This window comes from Polynucleobacter tropicus (assembly GCF_013307225.1).
Taxonomy (GTDB): Bacteria; Pseudomonadota; Gammaproteobacteria; order Burkholderiales; family Burkholderiaceae; genus Polynucleobacter; species Polynucleobacter tropicus.
The window spans coordinates 1,586,984-1,607,776 of record NZ_CP028942.1 but is presented as its reverse complement, the minus strand read 5'-3'; the positions used below and the strand labels follow the sequence as shown (position 1 = coordinate 1,607,776).

Annotated in this window: 20 protein-coding genes and 1 pseudogene; 11 read left to right on the top strand and 10 right to left on the bottom strand. The window is 43.6% G+C overall.

The features are described from left to right. Window positions 1–6: 6 nt before the first annotated feature. Entirely contained in the window at window positions 7–1,308 is a 1,302-nt protein-coding gene (gene phoR, locus DCO17_RS08290; RefSeq protein WP_173956259.1) for a phosphate regulon sensor histidine kinase PhoR, read from the top strand. Between the two features lie 11 nt (window positions 1,309–1,319). Beyond that, on the top strand, window positions 1,320–2,873 hold the full coding sequence (locus tag DCO17_RS08285; protein ID WP_173956258.1) for a Ppx/GppA phosphatase family protein: 1,554 nt from the start codon (window positions 1,320–1,322) through the stop codon (window positions 2,871–2,873). Here the strand turns inward: DCO17_RS08285 and DCO17_RS08280 are convergent, their stop codons facing one another. Genes DCO17_RS08280 through DCO17_RS08265 form a run of 4 tightly spaced genes read right to left on the bottom strand, consistent with a single transcriptional unit; the run spans window position 2,874 to window position 6,087 of the window. Then, window positions 2,874–3,800 (bottom strand): GNAT family N-acetyltransferase, encoded by a 927-nt coding sequence (locus tag DCO17_RS08280; protein WP_367652083.1) that lies wholly within the window; start codon window positions 3,798–3,800, stop codon window positions 2,874–2,876. It lies immediately after the preceding gene. 32 nt (window positions 3,801–3,832) lie between these two features. Next, window positions 3,833–4,240, bottom strand: coding sequence for a diacylglycerol kinase (locus DCO17_RS08275; RefSeq protein ID WP_173956257.1), 408 nt, complete (start codon window positions 4,238–4,240; stop codon window positions 3,833–3,835). A 12-nt stretch (window positions 4,241–4,252) separates the two neighbouring features. Beyond that, on the bottom strand, window positions 4,253–5,281 hold the full coding sequence (locus DCO17_RS08270; RefSeq protein ID WP_173956256.1) for a glycosyltransferase family 4 protein: 1,029 nt from the start codon (window positions 5,279–5,281) through the stop codon (window positions 4,253–4,255). Further along, window positions 5,278–6,087, bottom strand: coding sequence for a UDP-2,3-diacylglucosamine diphosphatase (locus DCO17_RS08265; protein WP_437342800.1), 810 nt, complete (start codon window positions 6,085–6,087; stop codon window positions 5,278–5,280). The genes DCO17_RS08270 and DCO17_RS08265 overlap by 4 nt, the downstream gene beginning before the upstream one ends. A 103-nt stretch (window positions 6,088–6,190) precedes the next feature. Between DCO17_RS08265 and DCO17_RS08260 the strand changes: the two genes are divergently transcribed. Together DCO17_RS08260 and ppk2 are read left to right on the top strand one after the other, a co-directional pair. Further along, window positions 6,191–6,985 carry a lysophospholipid acyltransferase family protein gene (locus DCO17_RS08260; protein ID WP_173956255.1) on the top strand — a complete coding sequence of 265 codons (795 nt, stop codon included), beginning with the start codon at window positions 6,191–6,193 and terminating at the stop codon, window positions 6,983–6,985. Window positions 6,986–7,033: 48 nt separating this feature from the next. Continuing rightward, window positions 7,034–7,939, top strand: a complete 906-nt coding sequence (gene ppk2, locus DCO17_RS08255) for a polyphosphate kinase 2 (protein ID WP_173956254.1) — start codon at window positions 7,034–7,036, stop codon at window positions 7,937–7,939. 7 nt (window positions 7,940–7,946) lie between these two features. On the opposite strand, the gene DCO17_RS08250 is transcribed toward ppk2, so the two are convergent. After that, the gene (locus tag DCO17_RS08250; protein ID WP_173956253.1) at window positions 7,947–9,359 is read right to left on the bottom strand and encodes an MltF family protein; all 1,413 of its coding nucleotides are present in this window, start codon (window positions 9,357–9,359) and stop codon (window positions 7,947–7,949) included. Window positions 9,360–9,534: 175 nt separating this feature from the next. Here DCO17_RS08250 and DCO17_RS08245 point away from each other — a divergent pair, with 175 nt between their 5' ends. Further along, window positions 9,535–10,491 carry a sodium-dependent bicarbonate transport family permease gene (locus tag DCO17_RS08245; protein WP_173956252.1) on the top strand — a complete coding sequence of 319 codons (957 nt, stop codon included), beginning with the start codon at window positions 9,535–9,537 and terminating at the stop codon, window positions 10,489–10,491. A gap of 78 nt (window positions 10,492–10,569) precedes the next feature. Further along, on the top strand, window positions 10,570–12,471 hold the full coding sequence (gene htpG, locus DCO17_RS08240) for a molecular chaperone HtpG (RefSeq protein ID WP_173956251.1): 1,902 nt from the start codon (window positions 10,570–10,572) through the stop codon (window positions 12,469–12,471). Between the two features lie 80 nt (window positions 12,472–12,551). Here the strand turns inward: htpG and DCO17_RS08235 are convergent, their stop codons facing one another. The 3 genes from DCO17_RS08235 to DCO17_RS08225 form a co-directional block, all read right to left on the bottom strand. Then, window positions 12,552–13,364, bottom strand: coding sequence for a hypothetical protein (locus DCO17_RS08235; RefSeq protein ID WP_254598752.1), 813 nt, complete (start codon window positions 13,362–13,364; stop codon window positions 12,552–12,554). A gap of 72 nt (window positions 13,365–13,436) precedes the next feature. Continuing rightward, window positions 13,437–14,072, bottom strand: coding sequence for an NAD(P)H-dependent oxidoreductase (locus DCO17_RS08230; RefSeq protein ID WP_173956250.1), 636 nt, complete (start codon window positions 14,070–14,072; stop codon window positions 13,437–13,439). Between the two features lie 54 nt (window positions 14,073–14,126). Continuing rightward, window positions 14,127–15,041, bottom strand: coding sequence for a LysR family transcriptional regulator (locus DCO17_RS08225; protein WP_173956249.1), 915 nt, complete (start codon window positions 15,039–15,041; stop codon window positions 14,127–14,129). 124 nt (window positions 15,042–15,165) lie between these two features. On the opposite strand from DCO17_RS08225, the gene DCO17_RS08220 reads away from it, so the two are divergent. From DCO17_RS08220 to DCO17_RS08210, 3 genes are read left to right on the top strand one after another with little or no spacing between them, the layout of a single operon-like run. Next, window positions 15,166–16,359, top strand: coding sequence for a CaiB/BaiF CoA transferase family protein (locus DCO17_RS08220; RefSeq protein WP_173956248.1), 1,194 nt, complete (start codon window positions 15,166–15,168; stop codon window positions 16,357–16,359). A gap of 25 nt (window positions 16,360–16,384) precedes the next feature. Continuing rightward, on the top strand, window positions 16,385–17,311 hold the full coding sequence (locus DCO17_RS08215; RefSeq protein WP_173956247.1) for a hydroxymethylglutaryl-CoA lyase: 927 nt from the start codon (window positions 16,385–16,387) through the stop codon (window positions 17,309–17,311). A gap of 42 nt (window positions 17,312–17,353) precedes the next feature. Then, window positions 17,354–17,752 carry a VOC family protein gene (locus tag DCO17_RS08210; RefSeq protein WP_173956246.1) on the top strand — a complete coding sequence of 133 codons (399 nt, stop codon included), beginning with the start codon at window positions 17,354–17,356 and terminating at the stop codon, window positions 17,750–17,752. Here DCO17_RS08210 and DCO17_RS08205 read toward each other — a convergent pair. Next, window positions 17,749–18,510 (bottom strand): SDR family oxidoreductase, encoded by a 762-nt coding sequence (locus DCO17_RS08205; protein WP_173956245.1) that lies wholly within the window; start codon window positions 18,508–18,510, stop codon window positions 17,749–17,751. The two genes, DCO17_RS08210 and DCO17_RS08205, sit on opposite strands and share 4 nt — an antisense overlap. A 75-nt stretch (window positions 18,511–18,585) precedes the next feature. After that, window positions 18,586–18,930: an HNH endonuclease gene (locus tag DCO17_RS08200; RefSeq protein ID WP_173956244.1), complete on the bottom strand. Its 345-nt coding sequence runs from the start codon at window positions 18,928–18,930 to the stop codon at window positions 18,586–18,588. Window positions 18,931–18,990: 60 nt separating this feature from the next. Here DCO17_RS08200 and DCO17_RS10560 point away from each other — a divergent pair. Both DCO17_RS10560 and DCO17_RS08190 read left to right on the top strand, forming a co-directional pair. Further along, window positions 18,991–19,259, top strand: a pseudogene (locus tag DCO17_RS10560) (TIGR03643 family protein). Continuing rightward, on the top strand, window positions 19,256–20,791 hold the full coding sequence (locus DCO17_RS08190; RefSeq protein ID WP_173956243.1) for a cryptochrome/photolyase family protein: 1,536 nt from the start codon (window positions 19,256–19,258) through the stop codon (window positions 20,789–20,791). Before DCO17_RS10560 ends, DCO17_RS08190 begins: the two are co-directional and overlap by 4 nt. The last annotated feature ends 2 nt before the right edge of the window (window positions 20,792–20,793 follow it).

Sequence of the window (20,793 nt, the reverse complement as noted above, 5' to 3'; positions counted from 1 at the left end):
GATGGCATGTTGGCTGTAATTACTCGATTTCTAACTATTTTGGCTGTTGCGATCGTATTCGCATGGCTTGCCAATGGTTTTTGGGGGCAATATGCCGCCTTTGTGGCTGGGCTTACTGTTTTATCAGTGCCCCTTATATATGCCTACTTTAATCTGGCAAGACTTCAGAAATTTATTCTATTAAATAGGGTCGAGGCATTACCTGCTGCAAGTGGTCTATGGGGAGAAGTCTTTTCTCGCCTTGAAAGACTCGTGCGCAATATGAAAGGCCAAGTGCGAAATATAGAGAAGCAGCATGAGCGCTTCATACAGGCATTTCAGGCGTCTCCTAACGGGATCATCATGCTTGATGATCAAGACCAGATTGAGTGGTGCAACTCAATTGCCGAATATTTCTTTGGCCTTAATTTCAAAAGTGACGCCTTACAAAAAGTAAATTACTTAATTAGAAGACCAGAGTTCATTCGTTACTTAAATGATCGGTTGTTTGATGAGCCACTTTTAATAGAGCAAATGGGGCCATCAGCCAATCTTTCCTTAATGTTGCAGGCATTTCCATTTGCTGAAAACCGACGTTTGTTGCTTGTGCAGGACGTTACAGATTTACGTAAAGCAGAGGCAATGCGACGAGACTTCGTCGCCAATGTGTCTCATGAGATGAGAACTCCGCTTACCGTCATGATGGGTTTTTTAGAAACCGTTCAGACTTTAGATTTGGAAGAGCCTCAAAAAGAGCAATATCTTGAGATGATGATGACTCAGGCAAGGCGTATGAAGAACCTCGTAGAGGACTTGTTGACATTGGCAAATTTAGAAGCCAATACCTTGCCAGCCTCGAATCAAAAGGTGCAGATGAGCACCATTTTTGCCTTGTTGAAAAACGATGCCGAAGCTTTGTCGCAGTCTAAGCATTCTTTAAATTTTCATGCTGATGATCAAGTCAATATTTTGGGTGATGAGCGTGAGCTGTTGTCTGCATTTGGTAACTTAGTATCAAATGCTGTCCGATATACCCCAGAGAGTGGAAAAATCGATGTCAGTTGGTCTGTAACAGAACATGGGCAAGGAGTCTTTTCAGTTTCTGATAGCGGGCCAGGTATTCCACCCGAGCATTTGCCAAGATTAACCGAACGTTTTTATCGGGTTGATCGTAGTCGTTCTCGTGAGACTGGTGGTACGGGGCTTGGTTTAGCAATTGTCAAGCATATTGCGAATCGTCACCAAGCGCAGCTATTAATAGAAAGTCTTTCGGGTAGCGGTAGCACTTTTAAGCTCGTCTTCCCTGCGGATAGACTTACCTCTTCATAAAGCCTTCCATAGTGAATTCATCAGTCGTTAATCAAGAGCAAGAGCTTGTTGCCGCAGTTGATCTTGGATCTAATAGTTTGCGCCTTTTAGTTGCACAAGTTATTGATACACCCTCTGGTACTCAATTAAGGCCGATTGATACTTTACGGGAAACAGTTCGTCTAGCTGCAGGCTTGACGGAGGAAAAAATTCTTGGGAATGATGCGTATCAAAGAGGGTTAGTAGCAATTCGTAGATTTGGCGAGCGTATTCGTGGATTCAATCCCGCCAATGTTAGAGCTGTTGCGACCAATACTTTGAGGGTTGCAAAAAATGCGGCTCAGTTTGTAGCAGATGCCGAAAAAGTTTTGGGTTTTCCAATAGAAGTTATTGCGGGCGTTGAAGAAGCGCGTCTAATTTATATAGGAGCTGTACATGAAGTGCAGTCTGTGCCAGGTAATAGATTGGTTGTGGATATTGGTGGCGGATCAACCGAGCTTGTTATTGGCAAGGGATATGAGCCAAAGCAAATGGAGAGCCTTTATATCGGCTGTGTATCTCATAGCATGCGGTTCTTCCCCAAAGGCAATATTGATGCCCATGCATTCAAAGAGGCAGAGTTAGCAGCTCGCCGCGAGATACAAGTTATTTCAGGCGCATATTTGAAAAGTGGTTGGGATCAAGTTATAGGATCCTCGGGAACAGCTCGTGCACTTGCCGAGTTGATTGCCGACAATCAGCTTGGTGGGTATGGCGATAGTCTAAGTATGGGTCGTATCAATGGTGCAAGTGGTTTGATTACGCGCGAAGGATTAAAAAACTTGAAGAAGTATTTGCTCAGGTACGAGCATGTGAATGAAGTCGAATTAATTGGCTTAAAGGATGATCGAAGATCAGTTTGGCCAGGCGGTTTGGCAATTATGTTAGCGGTATTTGATGAATTGAATATTGATAGCATGGAGGTAACTGATGCCGCCCTAAGGCTTGGTGTGCTCTATGATTTATTGGGTCGTTCGCAGCATCATGATATGCGCTATGTAACGGTTGAGCAGTTTATGCAGCGCTATGCGGTAGATCGTGAGCAGGCTGGAAGGGTCAGCAAGTTGTCTGCTGAATTTTTATCACAACTACCTGAATCAAATGCAGAGAGTAGGTCTGACAATATTGCTTTATTGCAATGGGCGGCTAATTTACACGAGATAGGTCTCTCAATTTCTCACAATGGGTATCACAAACATTCGGCATATATTGCTGGGTATGCTGATATGCCGGGGTTTTCTAAAAATGATCAGGCTCGCCTAGCGACTTTATTGCTGGGACACACTGGAAAACTGGGAAAACTTGCAAATAATTTAGCATTTAATGACTGGCGCATGCTTTTTTGTTTGCGTTTAGCCCATGTTTTAAGTCGGGGCAGGAGTGATTTGAGTCAACCTCAGGTTAAGGTATCTGAGAGCAAGGGCTCATTTGCAATTGAGCTACCTAAGGAGTGGGCTAAAAGCCATCCTCTGACGGAGTTTAGTCTGCAAAAGGAGGCGGCCGAGTGGGAGCGTGTCGGCCGATCATTTAAGATTGCCCTAAAGTAGTTAAAGACCTAGGAAATGTTTTGCGTAGCGAGGATTAATTTCCGAAAGACGCAACATGGTTAATACATCTGCAGTATTAAAGTCAGGATCCCAGGCAGGTGCGCTACAAATTTTGGCGCCTAATTTCAAATAACCTTTGATAAGCGGCGGTGGCTGTACATCCAATCCCCCATTTAACTTCTCTAATGGTAATGGTAGCTTCGGAAATGCATGAAACTCTGTTGGCGCTAGGTGACTCTTATCTAATGAGTTGTAAAGGCTTGCTGCAAAGTGGCCGCCATCAGCCATAGGAATGCTGGCACAACCAAGCATTATCTCGTAACTATTCTTTTGCATATATTGAGCAAGACCGCTCCATAGAGCCATAATCACAGCCCCAGATCGATAGTCTTGATGGACACATGATCTCCCTAGTTCTACCAATTTAGGCCGAAGATGATTAAGGCGAGACAAGTCAAACTCGGAATCAGAATACAGTCTTCCAATTTCTTTTGCTTTATGAGGTGGTAAAACTCGATATGTGCCAACTACTTTAAGGTTGTCTTTGTCGCGAATTAACAGGTGATCACAATGGACATCGAAATCATCAATATCCAGACCTTCTGCGTTTTTAGGGAGGTTGGCGCCCATCTCTTCAGCAAATACTTTGTAACGAAGGCGTTGAGCCTCTTTTACCTCGCTGGCACTGCTAGCCCATTCAATTTGAAATGCGGGCTTTTTTACTTTTCCAATCTGCGAGACTGGAGGAACTTCGAAAGTCGCAGCTAACTCTACGCGTGTTTTAGTAGCATATTTTTTACCAAATAGTTTTTTTGCCAATTTTTTAGATAACTTTTCAAGTGGGTGTACTTTTTTGGATTTTGGTGCCTTAACTTGTTTTCTTATAAAAATTTCAAACGCGCCAATTGGGTTTGGGATATCAGACATAAACTCTCTTTCGTGTAAATTAAATAGTGGGTTTACTGGCTTTGTAAAAAAGCGGGTATACAAATGGCAAGCCAGATCAGCAATGCAATCAAAAGAGCTAGCATGACTGCGGCGCTACCAAAGTCCTTTGCCCTTTTGGAAAGGTCGTGATGCTCAAAGGAAATTCGATCAATGGCAGCCTCTACGCTCGAGTTCAAAAGCTCAATGACAAGAACGAGTATTAAGGAGGAAATCAGCAGTGATTTTTCTAATAAGGAAATTGGCATAAGAACTGCTGCTGGGGTTAACAAAGTGATCAGTGTTAACTCTTGCCTGAAGGCACTTTCTTCTTGAAATGCGTAAACTAGACCGCACCATGAGTTCTTGGCTGCATGTATGGCCCTTGCAAAGCCACGGTTGCCCTTATGGGGATTTTGGTCAATGTGGTACGGGTGGCTCACAATGAGATGCTCTTAAGCAAGTGCAGTAATGTGGACTTCAGGCGATGGAACAGGTTTTAGATGCAGAGCAAATTGCTCTGAAGCAGCTTTCCATGAAAACTTTTCAGCATGTGCCCGAGCAACTTCACGCGGAATTTTTAGTGCTTGTAAGCAAGCCTCACGCAGGTCATCATTCATGGCTCCTGCTTTAGAGTTTCCTAAGACATCTATTGGGCCAGTAACTGGGTAGGCTGCGACTGGAGTTCCGCATGCCATTGCTTCAAGCAGAACCAAGCCAAACGTATCAGTCTTGCTTGGAAATACAAATACATCTGCCGCTGCGTATACCTTAGCAAGCTCATGTTGCTGCAGTACTCCTAGATAATTCACCTCTGGGTACTTTTCTTTTATGCTAGCCATTGCTGGACCGTCTCCTACCACCCACTTGGAACCCGGTAGGTCAATTTCTAAAAATGCATTAATGTTCTTCTCAATAGCGACACGGCCAACATATAAAAAAATTGGATGTGAGGTATTTAGTGCTTTGGATTCTTGAACTTTAAAAATATCTAGGTCGACACCTCTTGACCACAGTACGACGTTATTAAGACCATACTTTTCAAGATCGTCCTTAACTATTGTTGTTGGGGCCATTACTGCCATCGAAGGTTTGTGAAACCAGCGAATAAATGTATAGGTGAGCGTTAGGGGTATGCCCGTGCGAGCTTTTACATATTCTGGAAATCTGGTGTGATATGCCGTTGAGAACGGAAGGCCATTTTTAACTGCATAAGCACGTGCTGATAGTCCTAATGGTCCTTCGGTTGCAATATGCATTGCATCTGGAGCAAATTCTTTGATGCGACGAGCGACTTCTTTTCCAGGGAAGAGTGATAAAGCAATATCGGGATAAGTGGGGCATGGAATAGATTTAAATCCAGTTGGAGTAATTAACTCGACTTGATTGCCCATGGCAATTAACTCGGCGCGAGTTTGTTTAAGAGTGCGTACAACTCCATTTACCTGTGGATCCCATGCATCGGTAATAATCATTATTTTCATAGTGTCGCCTCTTCAATGAGTGATTGGATGGCTGGCTCAAGGTCAGCCGCAGAAGTAACAATGGGCTCGCCTTTAATTTGAGTCCAGTGAATGATTTTTAGTTCGCCAGTTTGTGTTTCGACTAGGGCGGTAAGGCTTTCAACCCAATCGCCATCATTGCAATAGAGCAGTCCGTCAATTTCACGAATCTCGGCCTTATGGATATGGCCACAAACTACGCCGTCGCAACCTCGGAGACGCGCTTCTCTGGCCATAATGTGCTCAAAGTCGGCGATATAGCTGACTGCATTTTTGACTTGGTGTTTAAGGTATTGCGATAGAGACCAATACTGCAGTCCCATCTTGACGCGCAGCATGTTGAAATACCGGTTCACATGCAAGATGAATGAATAAAGGGTATCGCCAACGTAAGCAAGCCATTTAGCGTATTGCATTACCCCGTCGAATTGATCGCCATGAGTTACCCATAGCCTTTTGCCATTGGCGGTGGTGTGTATTACCTCTTCAACAACTTTGACATCTCCAAATGAGAGTCCAAAAAATTGTCTAGCGCTCTCATCGTGATTACCTGGCACATATATAACTTCAGTCCCCTTACGAGCCTTACGAAGTAACTTTTGAACCACGTCATTATGTGATTGAGGCCAGTAAAAAGATTTCTTTAGTCTCCAGCCATCAATAATGTCGCCTACTAAATAGAACTTATCGGCTTCATTATGTTTGAGAAAATCCAGAAGGTAATTTGCCTGACACCCAGAAGTTCCAAGGTGTACGTCCGAAATCCAGATGGCTTTGTAATGCATCATGAAATCGTATTAGGCCAAGCCAGTGTGAAGCTAGCATGACAATTTGAAGTCAATTTGATGACATTAAGCCCGCTTCAATAAATGATTTATATTCAGATTGTTTATGTCTGATTCGAATAACGCTACGCAACCTAAAACACCATTCATTATTCAGGCTTGGTGTTGGATTCGTATTGCTATTCATGTGGTTTACGGGATTCTGTTGTTATCCATACGTTTTCCATTTATTCAGCAAGGCGCTAAGAATGAATATATTCAGTCATGGTCTTCAGTATTACTGTCAATATTTGGAGTGAGGCTTAGTGTTCACAATCAGGACATATTGCCTTCATCTCCATTTTTGCTTGCAGCAAATCATGTTTCTTGGATGGATATTCATGCGATTAGTGCATTTAAGGCTATTCGCTTCGTAGCTAAATCAGAGGTTGCTAATTGGCCAATATTTGGCTGGATGGCAAGACAAATAGGCACAGTGTTTATACGCCGCGATAGCTCTCGGCACGGGAAGCATGTTGCCGAAGAATTAAGTAAGGTGCTACAGCATGAATCAATCTGTATTTTTCCGGAGGGCACCTCAACATCAGGTGCAAGCGTTCTACCCTTTAAGCCTAACTTATTCGAGTCGGCAGTTTTATCTAAGGTCCCCGTGTTTTCATTGGCAATTTTTTATGAATCAGCTATTACAAATCAGAGAACAGATATTCCCGCCTTTGTTGGCGATATGAGTTTGCTTGAGTCTATTGCTAATATTCTGAAGCATCGACATTTGTCTGTTAATTTAGTATTTTTGCCGCCATCTGGCTCTAGTCAAGATTCCCCTAATGATCGCAAATGGCTAGCCTTGCATAGTCAAGAGGCAATCCAACGTCACCTCCGTAGCGGTAAAGTACCCATGTAATAAAAGTGTCACTTTTACCCTTTATAAGTACTGTAGGAGCAAAGGGAAATGACATCAAAACGCATTGAAATGGCAGAGTGGTATCGCCGTGCTCAAGAAGAAATTCTGGATAGCATGGATGAAGAGCTTGAAATGGAGCTTGATGATGATCGTTTATCGCCGGATGGTGATAGTAAATCCCAAATTCCCCGAAATCTGTACTTCAAAGAATTATTTCGCCTACAGGGCGAACTTGTAAAGCTACAAGATTGGGTGGTTGCCAACAAGGTTAAGGTTGCTGTTTTATTTGAAGGCAGGGACTCTGCTGGTAAGGGTGGGGCAATCAAGCGCATTACTCAGCGACTAAATCCACGGGTTTGTAAAGTTGTAGCTTTACCGGCACCGAATGAGCGTGAAAAAACGCAGTGGTATTTTCAAAGATATATTTCGCATTTGCCGGCAGGTGGTGAGATAGCCCTTTTCGATCGTAGTTGGTATAACCGTGCGGGCGTTGAAAAGGTAATGGGATTCTGTACCAAAAAAGAATATGATGAGTTTCTTCATACGGTTCCCGATCTTGAGCGAATGATGATTCGCTCCGGAATTATCTTAATTAAGTATTGGTTCTCAATCTCTGACGATGAGCAGTACAACCGTTTTATGATGCGCATTCATGATCCACTGAAGCAGTGGAAACTCAGCCCCATGGATTTAGAAGCACGTCGTCTTTGGGAGGCATATACCAAGGCAAAAGAGACAATGTTAGAAAAGACGCATATACCTGAAGCGCCTTGGTGGGTTGTAGCAGCCAATGATAAGAAAAAAGCCCGCTTAAATTGTATTAGCCACTTGCTTTCACAGATACCGTATCAAGAAATTGATCACCCTGAAATTAAGCTTCCTGCCCGTGTGCACAATCCGGATTACCTCAGGGGTCCTGTTCCACCAGAAATGTACGTACCGGAGATTTTTTAACTAGGATCTATTTAATCAATCGATCAGGAATTAAATTCTCCTGAGTAATGGGAATATTTCTCTGTCGTATGTCATATACAACGTAGTACTTGTAGACGCTACGAACATACAAGAATGTTTCAATGCCAAATAGCTTGGCGGTAGCCATTTCTACATTATCAAACCACTTGTTTGGATCAAAACCCATCGTTTTTGCAAGTGCGCGGGCTTTGCGAATGTTATTTGGGCCTGCGTTATAAGCAGCAACGCCAAAGAAATTGCGCTCCATGTCTGATAAATCACCCTCAATGGAGAGTGCATAAAGTAGGGAGCTCATATATTTGGCTCCAGCATGGATATTAGGCTCTAAGAGATGAATATTCCCGACGCCCAGGGAATCACCGGTTGAGGGAAGTAATTGCATCACCCCGATTGCACCAGTTGGACTAACTGCACTTTGATTGAGCATGGATTCTTGGAAACCCAAGCTAGCAAGAAAGAGTGGGTCTAGCTGATTTTGATGTCCATATAACCTGAAAAAGTTAATCATGCTTTCAAAACGACTCCACTCTTCAGGTGTAACTGGACTTTTCAGAGCATCTTTTCGTTGATTAAATTGATTCTTGCGATAGATCTTCAGGGCATCTTCTATATCAGGGCTTGAGGCAAAGCTCAGAACATCATCGGCTAGGTTCTTATCTCCGGCGCTGACAACAAGATCTCCCGGAGATCCTCCTGGGCTAATGGTTTGTTCATTTAGCTGGAGATTTGTAAAGTAAGGCTTCCAGAGTTGAGCTTTCCAACTGGCTACAAAAGTGTTGGATATGAGGCCTGCATTTAACATCTGCAGAAAATCTTCATCATCAAGAGCATGTTTATCTTGGTAGATATTGATGGGTTTTCTGCCAGACTTGATCAAAGTTTGATTGGCATCTAACAACGCTTTGATATCTTTGAAGCGACTTACGCAAACATCTTGGCCTGATAAATCTAGCAGGCTATTGATTGGATCTGTCCCAGACTTAGAAACAATGAGACTTTCTTCGAAATGAGGTCTTGTGTATCGTAAATACTTTCCGGCTTTCAGTTGCTTATCGTATTCGCTAGAGTAAATTAATACAAAGTCTGCTTTGCCTTCTTCGAGCGCATTTATAAGGTTTCCTGGTGTACTTGGCACCAATGTCACCTTAATTGGCTTCTGATATTTTTTGCTTAGGTAAAGACCAAGATATTTAGCGATCTCTGGAGCATCACCCAGTATTTGTTTCTTGGACTCAACGTAGATAGTTCGCTCATAAGGAACTGCCATGCGGATTTCGCCAAGTTCGAGCATTTGCGCATAACTGCGTTGCGTCTGAGCTTGGCTTTCTGCCGCGAAAGAGGCGAAGGAAGCCATTCCCATCCACAGGGTGGTGATGAAAGTGGTGAGAATGCGATTCATAGCCTGAATTATCAACTGAAATTTAAGTAACTTTGGACTCTGGTTCTACAAATACTGCTTTTTTATTGACGGGTTGCGAGTGCCAGCAAATGCCTGCTTATAGGGCTGGGGTGCTATTAAGCCCACAATTTGAATGGCTAATGCAGAAAATTGAGAACTTACCTAATATAGAAACATGACCAACTTCCTAGATCCGGCAATACTATTTTTCATATTTGGTGTTTTTGCGGGGTTGGTGAAATCCAATTTAGAGATACCGCAACCAATTGCTCGGTTTTTGTCACTCTACTTATTAATGGCACTGGGTTTAAAAGGGGGCTTTGCTCTTCATAAATCCGGCTTCACCATCGAGATTGCTTTAGCTCTTGGTCTAGCGATATTTCTGGCGATTCTTGTTCCTCTGATGGGCTATCTGATTCTCAGAAGTAGGCTCAACAGTTTTGATGCTGCAGCGATTGCCGCCACTTATGGTTCGGTTAGTGCAGTGACCTTCATAACCGCCACACAAGTATTAGGTCAATACAGTATTGAGTATGGCGGTCACATGGCTGCGGCAATGGCATTGATGGAATCCCCGGCGATTATTCTGGCCATCTTATTGGCAAACAAAGCGCGTGCTGAGTCGACTCAAAATAAACAATCCCTGGGCTTATCAAATATTCTTCATGAATCATTTACCGACGGTGCACAGCTTCTATTGTTAGGTTCGATGGTAGTAGGTCTTGTTAGCGGAGATGCAGGTCAAAAATTGATGGCGCCATTCTCCATCGACTTATTTAAGGGGATGCTCGCATTCTTCTTATTGGATATGGGATTAATGGCGGCAAAGAACTTTGAAGGCTTAAAAGGTAAGCCGCCCATTACTTTGCTCTATGCCATTCTTGCCCCTTTGCTACACGCAACGATAGCTCTTGGACTTTGCAAATTATTGGGTCTACCGCTAGGCGACACAGTTCTTTTGATGGTGCTTGCTGCAAGTGCCTCATATATTGCGGTGCCAGCCGTCTTGCGGCACGCCTTACCTGAAGTCAACCCTGCTCTATATATGGGCATGTCGCTAGGCATTACCTTCCCATTTAATATTATTTTGGGCATACCGCTCTATATTTACATTGCCAAATTGGCGTCCTGACCCCCAATTTTGACCCTTGAAATTTGAAAAATAGCCCTTATATACAGGGAGTTATTGGATTTTTTATAGGATGCTGAAATGACAGTTGCAAGTAAAGAAACGATGGGGTTCCAAGCAGAGGTAAAACAGCTTCTGCAGTTGATGATTCACTCTTTGTATTCCAATAAGGAGATATTTCTCCGTGAATTGATTTCCAACGCATCAGATGCTGCGGATAAATTGCGGTTTGAGGGCATCGCACATCCCGATTGGTATGGTGACGATCCTGAGCTCAAAATTAGGGTTGACTTTGATAAAGCTGCTAGAACCATTTCTATTTCCGATAATGGTATTGGCATGAGCCGTGAGGAAGTAATCAACAACCTGGGAACGATTGCCCGCTCTGGCACAAAAGAATTCTTTTCGAAACTGTCTGGTGATCAGCAAAAGGATGCTGCGCTGATTGGTCAGTTCGGTGTTGGCTTTTACTCCGCCTTCATTATTGCGGATCGCATCACAGTTGAAACCCGTCGCGCTGGATTACCTGCGGCAGATGGCGTTCGCTGGGAGTCAGATGGCTCTGGCGAATTCACAATTGAGAGCATTGATCGTCCACAGCGTGGAACAACGATTACCTTGCATTTACGTGAGGGGGAAGATGATTTCCTCAACAGCTATAAGCTGAAATCGATTATTCGCAAATACTCCGATCACATTTCTCTGCCAATTCAGATGCGCAAGGAAGAGTGGGATGAGGAGAAGAAAGAGCAAGTCATCAAAGATGAGCTGGAAAGCATCAATCAGTCCTCAGCTCTTTGGGCGCGCAACAAATCTGAAATCACAGAAGAGCAATACAACGAGTTTTATAAGCATCTCTCACATGATTATGAGAATCCGCTTTGCTACTCCTTAAATCGAGTTGAGGGCAGAAACGAATTTACACAATTACTCTTTGTGCCATCTCGTGCACCATTTGATCTATGGGATCGCAATAAGCGTGGCGGCATTAAGTTGTATGTGAAGCGCATCTTCATTATGGACGACGCTGAAAAGCTCATGCCGATGTACTTGCGTTTTGTAACTGGCGTGATTGATTCTGCTGATTTGCCATTGAATGTGTCACGTGAAATCTTGCAAGAGTCACGTGACATTAAAGTGATTCGTGAAAGTTCTACCAAGCGTGTCTTGAGCATGCTGGAGGAGCTTGCCAACAGCGATGATGAAGCGAAGAAGGAAAAATATCGCACCTTCTGGGCTCAGTTTGGTCAGGTCTTAAAAGAAGGTGTTGGCGAAGATCAAGCCAACCAAGAGCGCATCCTAAAGCTCTTGCGTTTTGCGAGCACCCATACCGATTCCTCTGAGCAGACAGTCTCATTAGCTGAGTATGTGGCTCGTATGAAAGAGGGTCAGGACAAGATTTATTACGTTACTGGCGAAACTTTCAATGCTGCCAAGAATAGCCCCCATTTAGAAATCTTCCGCAAGAAAGGTGTTGAGGTTCTCTTGCTTTCAGATCGGGTGGATGAGTGGATGCTTTCATTCATCACTGAGTTCGATGGCAAGCAATTGGCGTCTGTTGCTAAGGGAGGCTTAGATCTGGGTAGTCTGAGCGATGAAAAAGAGAAAAAAGAGCACGAGGAAACTGAAAAGCAATTCAAGGACTTAATTGATCGCATGAAAAAAGTCCTTGAAGATAAAGCTAAGGATGTTCGGGTTACCTTCCGTTTAACGGATTCTCCAGCATGTTTAATTGCTGATGAGAATGAGCTTTCTGGCAATCTGTTGCGAATGCTTAAGGCTGCAGGACAGCAGGCACCCGACATGAAGCCGATTTTGGAAATTAATCCAGAGCACCCATTGCTATTAAAGCTTAAGGGTAATGATCAGCAATTTGATGATTGGGCTAATTTATTGTTCGATCAGGCGCTGTTGGCAGAAGGTGGTCAATTAAATGATCCAGCAAGCTTTGTGAAACGAATGAATCAATTGCTGCTTAAGTAATTGGTTGAGCCCTAAGATGAAATGCCAACCGGAGGGTTGGCATTTTTATTTCAGTTAACAGTTGCAACAATATTGAGGGCTTAGAAATTAAATGATAGTTTCCCGTAGATAGACCAGTCATATTGGTTGTAGGTTTGCACAACTTGTTTGCTAGCGCCAATTGCAAATAAAAAGTTCTTAGTGAGTCTATGAGTCACCATGGCATCTAGTGGTACAAACCAGCCGCCACCGGCGGAGTTATAAATGACCCCGTTTTCATCCCAAAAGCGGATTTGTGTAGATGGATTAATTTGAAATCCCAGGGTAGGGAAGAGCTGTAAGTTTCTCACCAGGGGTGGTTGGCTAGGATTAACTTGGAACGAATTGTTCTTGGTATCAAAGCCATACATATACCGAGCTAAGGGTGAGAAGTCAGCTAGATTAAGAAAAGCATTTTCCTTCGGCCTAAAACTTGCCCCAACCTGTGGTCCGATGGCCCATTGACCATTATTTCCAAATGGAAAAATAACTCGCGCACCTAAATTGCCTCCCCATTCTGGAAAGAAGTGCGGATGATTTCCCCAAGCAGTCAACATCGTGTTGCCAGCACTGTATTGTCCTGTTGATTGCGCAGGATAACTTGGGCCATAACTAGACACATAGGACGTATCCAATCTTATAGTGCCTTGAAAACTCCCGATATCCAATGGCTGGTAGTAACGAAGCTTAAGAGTGTCCGCGTAATTTTGGTTGCCATGGTATTCATGGTATCCCCAGAACTCTAATATTCGGCTGCGAGAATATTCCTTGGATACATTTTGAAATTCAGCGGAAAATTTAGCCTCATCCTCTGCGCCAAAAGCAGAAGCATGAAGCATTACTAAGATAGTTATTAAAGCGGCATTCGCCTTCATGAGATATCTCAATATGAGATGAGCTAGCTCTACGGCTAGCCCATTCTTTCCAAGTGATGCTGAATTGATTATTTACTTAATCCAACTCACAAATTGCTCAGCAGGACGTCTTACCTTCTTGAGATTTAGCAACCAATCTTCATCAGATTTGCGGTAGCCCAATGGAAGCATAACGACGCTACGCAACCCTTTTTCTTTTAGACCAAGGATCTCATCTAGGGCTTTAGGATCAAAGCCTTCCATCGGAGTGGCATCTACTTCCGCCTCTGCTGCGGCAATCAAAGCAGTTCCAAGACCAATGTATGCCTGCTTGGCTGTGTGCGTGAAATTGACTTCCGGATCTCTTGCTGGGTAATTTTTTAGGAGCATTTGTCGATAAGCAATACCTGCATCATTTTTAAAGTTGCGAACTTGTTCTGTCATATCAAACGCATCATTAATACGCTGTTCTGTGTAGTGATCCCACGCTGCAAAAACTACTAGATGAGAGCAGTCAGTAATTTGAGATTGATTGTTGGCAATCGCTTTAATCTTTTCACGTAAATCTTTATTAGTAATCACTATGAGTTCATAGGGCTGTAAGCCGCTAGAACTTGCCGTCAATCTGATGGCTTCTAGAATTTGCTCTACTTTTTCCGCTGGAACCTCTTTGCTAGGATCCATTTTCTTGGTGGCATAGCGCCATTTCAGTTTATCTAAAAGACTCATATTTTTCCTTATGTACTTTTGTTATTGTGAGTTTGTGGATTGATAGATGGTAGCTTAACTTCTTGATTTTTGAAGGAGGTGCTCAATGAGTAATATGCAGGCCGGAGATTGGCGGCCATGCTCCTTGGTGGCCAGAAGTAGATTGCGCTTTGCCCAAGTATCCTCAAGGCGCACCACTTTGAGATCCATGGCCTTGATCTGTGGGGCACAGGCTTGTAGCGGCAATATGCCTACACCTAAATTTACCCCGATCATTTGGCACATCGCATCGTAACTTCGAACCTGAATTCGTAGGCGCATTTGTTTGCTTAGTCGCTCAGCCTGTCTTGAGGTGAGCTCAAGTAATGAGCTGCCACGATTGAGTCCAACAAAGTCATAGTCCAGACATTCTTCAAATGAGATGCTTTTGCGATTCTTGATTGCGTGAGATTTACTGCAAACTACAACTAATTCGTCTTGACCAATGATGTGGGTTTCCAATCCAGCTGTTGGAGTGCCGTCTGCAAACACGCCAATATCCGCAATGCCATCAAGCAGTGCTTTGACAATATCGCCACTGATTTGTTCTTCTACTTCTACCTGAATGTCGGGATGTGCTTTTAAGAATCCAGCAAGAGAAGTTGGCAAAAACTCAGTCAGCGCAGACATATTGGCCCATAGGCGGACATGCCCTTTGATGCCTTTAGCGTACTCACCAAGCTCATTGCTAAATTGCTCAAAGCCTTGGAAAAGACGTAAGGCGTGTTGCATCACTGCATGGCCAGCCTGAGTCAGAGTGACGCCCTTTGCTGATCGATCAAGAAGTGTCAGTCCAACCGTCTCTTCTAGCTCAGAAATTCTGCGGCTGGCTGCTGAGAGCGCGAGGCTGCATTCATTGGCCCCTTTGGTAATGCTGCCAGATTGGGCAATGGCGCAAAACAGCTTCAGGGTGACAAAGTCGATCCTGGCGGGGTTAATTTGGGGTTTCATGGGGGATATTCTAGCAAGCCTTCGCAAAATGAGAAGGCTTGCGTAAGACATAGCAATTCCCAAGGTGGGCTCAGTGGAGTTATTTTTCTACTATTGAAAAAATAAAGAGACAAAGGGAGCTCGCATGGAGCCGCTTGCAGGGTTAAAAGTGATTGAGATGGGTCAGTTGATTGCCGGTCCATTTGCCGCAAAGACGTTGGCAGATTTTGGTGCGGATGTAGTAAAGATTGAGCCTCCAAAGGTAGGTGATGCATTGCGTAAATGGCGCCTATTGAAAGATGGCACTTCTGTTTGGTGGCAAGTGCAATCCAGAAATAAACGTTCGCTCTCATTGGATTTACGACAAACGGATGCGCAAGACATTGTTAGAAAGCTCGCCACAGAAGCGGATATCTTGATTGAGAACTTTCGTCCTGGAACATTAGAAGGCTGGGGCCTTGCTCCAGAAAAATTACTTGAGCTAAATCCAAAACTCATCATTCTGCGAATCAGTGGGTATGGTCAGACAGGTCCTTATAAAGACAAGCCTGGTTTTGGTGTTGTTGCAGAAGCCATGGGTGGTTTGCGCCATTTAACCGCAGAACCTGGACGGGTTCCGGTCCGCGTAGGCGTTAGCATTGGCGATACCTTGGCATCTTTGCATGGCGTAATCGGAATCTTATTGGCATTGCAAGAGCGTCACCGTAGTGGTAAAGGTCAAGTGATTGATGTGGCTTTATATGAAGCGGTATTTAATTGCATGGAAAGCTTGCTGCCTGAGTACAGCGCTTTTGGTGAAGTTAGACAGGCAGCTGGTAGCGCATTACCCGGTATTGCTCCATCAAATGCATATCAGTGCGCCGATGGTGGCTATGTCTTAGTTGCTGGTAATGGCGATAGTATTTTTAAGCGCTTGATGAAACTCATTGGGCGCGATGATTTGGGTAATGATCCTGAGTTAGAAAATAATGATGGTCGTGTAAAGCGAGTGCAAGAGCTAGACCAAGCTATTGGAATGTGGGCAAAAGCGATTGCTACTGATAAGGCACTTGAATTACTTGATTCAGCAGCCGTCCCCGCAGGACGTATCTACACAGTTGCGGATATTGCCAATGATCCTCATTACCGGGCGCGAGAAAATATTCAAACGATTCAAATGCAGGACGGTAGCAATCTAGAAGTGCCTGGCGTATTGCCAAAGCTGTCACGTACGCCAGGATCAATTAAGACGCTTGCGCCAACAATTGGCCAAAATACCGATGAAATCCTAAAAGAAATCGGTTTGAATGACTCTCAAATTTCCTCCCTAAAAGAACGTGGCGTTGCCTTTACACAATAAGACTCAATAAGACAAAAAGAAGATCATGACCAGAATATATTTCAATGACGTAGTAACTAGAGACGGATTTCAGATTGAGCCGAACTTTATTCCAACGGAAGATAAGGTGCGCTTAATTGATGCCATGAGTCAGTGCGGTTTCGCAAAAATCGAAGTGACCTCCTTTACATCTCCTAAAGCCATTCCAATGCTAAGAGATGCCGAAGAGGTGATGGGGAAGATACACAGAGTTCCTGGTGTTGAATATACGGTGCTGGTGCCCAATCTTCGCGGCGCAGAACGCGCTCTAGAATCCCGTGCGGATGAATTTAATCTAGTGATGTCCACATCCGAAACACACAATCTCGCAAATTTGCGCATGACCCGTGAGAAAAGTTTTGCGGGATTGGCCGAGGTAATTAAATACGTGGATGGAAAAACGCCAATCAATATTTCTTTATCGACTGCGTTTGGCTGCCCTATGGAGGGCGATGTTCCACAAGAGGTGGTTGAGCAATTCTGCCAACGCTTTGCGGATCTAGGGGTTCGCGGTCTAACAATATGTGATACGACTGGCATGGCAAACCCAGCACAAGTTACAAAAATGTCAGAGTCTTTGCAGAAGAAATTTCCGCAATTGCAACTGACTATGCACTTTCATAACACGAGAGGCATGGGTTTGGCCAATGTGCTGGCGGCAGTGCAGAGTGGCATCGTTCGGTTTGATGGGTCTCTGGGTGGTTTGGGTGGTTGCCCATATGCGCCTGGTGCTAGCGGCAATATCTCTAGTGAAGACGCCATTCATATGTTGGATGCTATGGGATATGACACAGGCATGAATATTCCTAAATTATTAGATCTTGCAAGAGAGTTGCCTCAGATAGTGGGTCACTCAGTTCCAGGGCAAGTTGCCAAAGCGGGGCGTAGTTGTGATTTACATCCTGCGCCTGAATATATTCATGATCTTAAATAAGTTAAAAACAATAAATGCAATGGCAAAAAATAAAGGGCTTAAATGATTGATCACTTAGACCACTTAGTATTAACTACTGCTAATGAGTCAGCATGTATTGATTTTTATACTCGAGTGCTCGGTATGAAGTTGGACTCCTTCGTAGGTGGAACTCCGCCGGTGGAGCGCAAAGCATTTACCTTTGGTAATCAGAAAATTAATTTGCATATCAAGGGTAAAGAATTTGAGCCAAAAGCAAATATTCCAACCCCTGGTTCACTAGATTTGTGTTTCATAGCAGATCGACCTCTAACTGAGGTAATCAATCATTTAGCAAAAGAGAACTGGCCCATTATTGAAGGCCCAGTTATACGGACAGGTGCGATATCAAAGATTAATTCAGTCTATGTACGTGACCCCGATCTGAACCTTATAGAGATTAGCGAGTTATTTAAACCTTAGCCTCGACCAACAAACGGCATTTTTGTAGCCATGATGGTCATATTGAGGATGTTGGACTCCAAGGGAAGTTGTGCCATATGGAGTACCGCTTGACCCACATGATCTACATCCATGCGAGGCTCTACCTTGATGGATTGATCCGCTTGTATGATGCCTGCAGCCATGCGCTCAGTCATTTCAGTGGCAGCGTTGCCAATATCGATTTGTCCGCATGCAATATTAAAAGGGCGACCATCTAAAGCGATTGTTTTTGTAAGTCCGCTGATGGCATGCTTCGTGGCGGTATAAGGGGCCGACATTGGTCTTGGCGCATGCGCAGAAATAGAGCCGTTATTAATAATTCTACCGCCTTGGGGTGATTGCGCTTTCATCATGCGAATCGCCTCTTGGGAGCAAAGGAAGGCGCCGCAAAGATTGGTGTTGACTACATTCATCCATTGCTCGTATGTTAAGTCTTCCATAGGAATGGCGGGGGCACCAAGCCCTGCATTATTAAATAGAACATCAATGCGACCAAACTTTGCTTTGGTTGCTGCAAATAAATTTTTTACTTGCTCAGGATTTCCTACATCGCAAGCAACTGCTAAGCAATTATTCTCATTGCCACCAATATCGCTGATAGCCTTCTGTAGCTTTTCTAAATTACGCCCTGTCAGTACGACTTGGTAACCGCCTTGCAACAAAGCTTTGGCGGCAGCTCTACCAATTCCAGCTCCTGCACCAGTAACTAAGGCAACTTTATTATTTGATTGAGTCATGATGTCTTTCTGGATTTGCCTCGATATAAGTTTTTATTAAATTTGTGCCAGTCTACGCTAAATACGCAATACGTCTTAGTTTTTGATGCGGGTACTTTTGCGAACTCTCTCATAAAACGCATCTGGCTTTGTTTTTACCCATTGAATAAATCGTTGCATCTCTGGATGGTCCTGTAAAGCAGTCGCATTATTGAATTGGTTGGCTAGTTCAGTTTCTGTAAAGAGGGCATGTATTTGTCTGTGGCAGATGCGATGCAGAAATTCTGTAGTTCTACCTCCCTTAGATTTCGGGATGAGGTGGTGAGCATCTTTTTGAGATGCTGGAATTGATCGATCGCATATTGGGCAGATGATTGCCTGAGTATTTGAAATTACTCGAGGGGCTTGCGAAATCAATTTTTGACGAATTTTGCCAATCATCTTGAATTGCAGAATTAATGGGTCAGTACAAGTTTAGTGAATAAGTCTTAAACTTGCAGGATGCCAAAAGCTCTGCCTAAAGCCCTTTCCAAGGACGAATTGTCTCGCCTCATTGAGATGGCTTGGGAGGACAGAACGCCATTTGAAGCTATTGAGCAACATTTGGATTTGCAGAGCCTCAAGTGATTCAATTAATGCGTCGAGAACTTAAGAGAAGTTCATTTAATTTATGGAGAGAGCGAGTCTCTGGCAGAGTCACAAAGCATGTGGCACTACGCAGTAAATTGGTTCAACGCGCTTATTGCTCAACTCAATATAAAAATAAATGAGTAAGCCTAAACGACTAGTCCTCATTCTGGGCGATCAACTGGATAGGCAAAGTCCCGCCCTAAGGGATTTTGATTTCCAGAATGATGAAGTCATCATGATTGAATCTATTCCTGAGGCTCAAGTGGTTTGGTCACATAAAGCAAAGATTGCTTTATTTCTATCGGCAATGCGCCATTTTTCAGAAGAACTAAAAGCTGATGGCTATCCGGTGCACTATGTTCAAGAATCCAAATTATCAATAGTAGATTCTCTTAAAGAGATATTGCTTGAGAAGGGCATTAGGCATCTTGTTTGTATTGAGCCTGGCGAGTGGCGCTTAAAGCTGGCTATAGAAAAGCTTGCAAAAGACTCAAAAGTGCAACTTGATATGCGCGAAGATAGTCACTTCTATTGCAGTCATCAAGAGTTTAGGGACTGGGCCGCTAATAAGAAAGAATTGCGACTCGAGTTTTTCTATCGATTAATGCGGAAAACTCACAATATTCTGTTGGATAAGGATGGAAATCCAGAAGGCGGCCAATGGAATTTTGACCAAGACAACCGCAAACCATACCCAAAATCAGGGCCTGGAATTATTGAAACACCTATTTTGTTTGAGCCTGATGCGATAACCCAAGAGGTGCTTCAATTTGTCCAGAGTCATTACTCCGGGTACCCTGGCTCACTGGGGCATTTTCGCTGGCCGGTGACTAGGGATGAAGCATTGGAGGCTCTGCAGTATTTTGTGGATTACCGCTTGAGAAACTTTGGTATTTATCAAGATGCTATGTGGACAGATACGCCGTATGGATGGCATTCCATTTTGTCTAGCTCATTAAATCTAAAGTTATTAAATCCACGCGAGGTTATTTCTGCTGTCTTAGATGCATGGAAAAAATATTCGCTTGATTTATCGACAATCGAAGGATTTATTCGTCAAATATTAGGCTGGCGTGAATTTGTTCGGGGAATGTATTACCTCGATATGCCAAAGATGGCTACAGACAATTTCTATGATCATCAACGCGCTTTGCCCGACTGGTATTGGACTGGCAAAACCAAAATGCGTTGTATGCAAGATGCCGTGGGTCAGACACTTAAATATGGATATGCTCACCACATTCAGCGCTTAATGGTGACTGGTAACTTTGCGCTTTTGGCAGAAATATTACCTTCAGCCGTATGCGATTGGTACTTAGCGGTTTATGTAGATGCGATTGAATGGGTTGAATTGCCTAATACTGCTGGCATGGCCCTATTTGCCAATGGCGGCCGTTTTACCAGCAAGCCCTATATTGCTAGCGGAGCCTACATTAAGAGGATGAGTAACTATTGCGGTGGTTGCCAATACAAATCAGATGTACGATTTGGCGAGAATGCATGTCCTGTAACAACTTTGTACTGGAATTTCTTAATTAAACATCGTCAGCAATTTGACAGTAATCCGCGCACAAGATTAATGACTGCAAATCTAAAGAAGATTAGCGATGATGATCAAGCTGCGATAGTCCAGCATGCCCAACAGGTATTAAACAATCTCAATAATTTGTAAGA